The organism is Paenibacillus sp. A3, from assembly GCF_001399685.1.
Taxonomy (GTDB): Bacteria; Bacillota; Bacilli; order Paenibacillales; family NBRC-103111; genus Paenibacillus_G.
This window is the reverse complement of sequence record NZ_JTHN01000185.1, coordinates 1-839: the sequence shown is the minus strand read 5'-3', so window position 1 is coordinate 839 and position 839 is coordinate 1. Positions and strand designations below refer to the sequence as shown.

Here is an 839-nt window from a genome sequence, read left to right as displayed (position 1 = left end):
CCGGAGCCGGTCGCCGTATTCTGATCGGAGCGCTTGCTCCAGCCGGTCTGCCGCCGGCTGCAGCGGGACGCCGGGCTGAAGTCCGAGTCCGGGCGGCAGCTGCTCGCTCCCGTAATCCGGCTTGGCGGGCTTTCGCGCGGGCGGCCTCGTCATGCTGCCCGATGACGGCCGTCTGCGGTTCGTTTTTCCGGATTTGGAAGAGGAGGCGACGATCAGCAGAACAATAACAACAAGGATTAAGATAAAGATAACGGTCATATCGTACCTCCCTGGCGCATGATGACCATATTATACCATAGCCGGCCCCTGAACTTCTCCTTCGGAGGTCCTGATTTCGGAAGCTTCCTCCGCCGATAGCTCTCCCGATTGCAACCGGTACATTTGGTAATACCTTCCACCCAAACGCATCAGCTCGTCATGCGTCCCGCTTTCCTTAATTTCGCCCCGGTCAAGGACGAGGATTTGATCGGCAGCTTTGATGGTCGACAGCCGGTGTGCGATGATGAAGGTGGTCCGGCCTTTTTTCAGCACCTCCAGCGCCGCTTGGATGACGGCTTCCGTTTCCGTGTCGATGCTGGCTGTGGCTTCGTCCAGGATAAGAATCGCCGGGTCGAACGCCAGTGCCCGGGCGAACGAAACAAGCTGCCGCTGACCGGCGGAAAGCGTGCTGCCTTTCTCGATGACGGGCTCGTCGATGCCTCCGGGCAGGGCAGCGAACATTTCGTACGCGCCGACATCGCGAAGCGCCCGCTCCACCTGCTCCCGTGTAATGGAAGGATCGTCCAGACTGACGTTCGAGGCGATCGTACCGGTGAACAGGAACGGGTCCTGCAGCACGA

Annotated in this window: 1 protein-coding gene and 1 pseudogene; both read right to left on the bottom strand. The window is 60.2% G+C overall.

The features are described from left to right. Positions 1–258 (bottom strand): annotated as a pseudogene (locus QJ48_RS26025) (hypothetical protein); the annotation flags it as partial. A gap of 30 nt (positions 259–288) precedes the next feature. After that, on the bottom strand, positions 289–839 hold a 551-nt coding region (locus QJ48_RS26020; protein ID WP_157261759.1), incomplete at its 5' end, for an ATP-binding cassette domain-containing protein.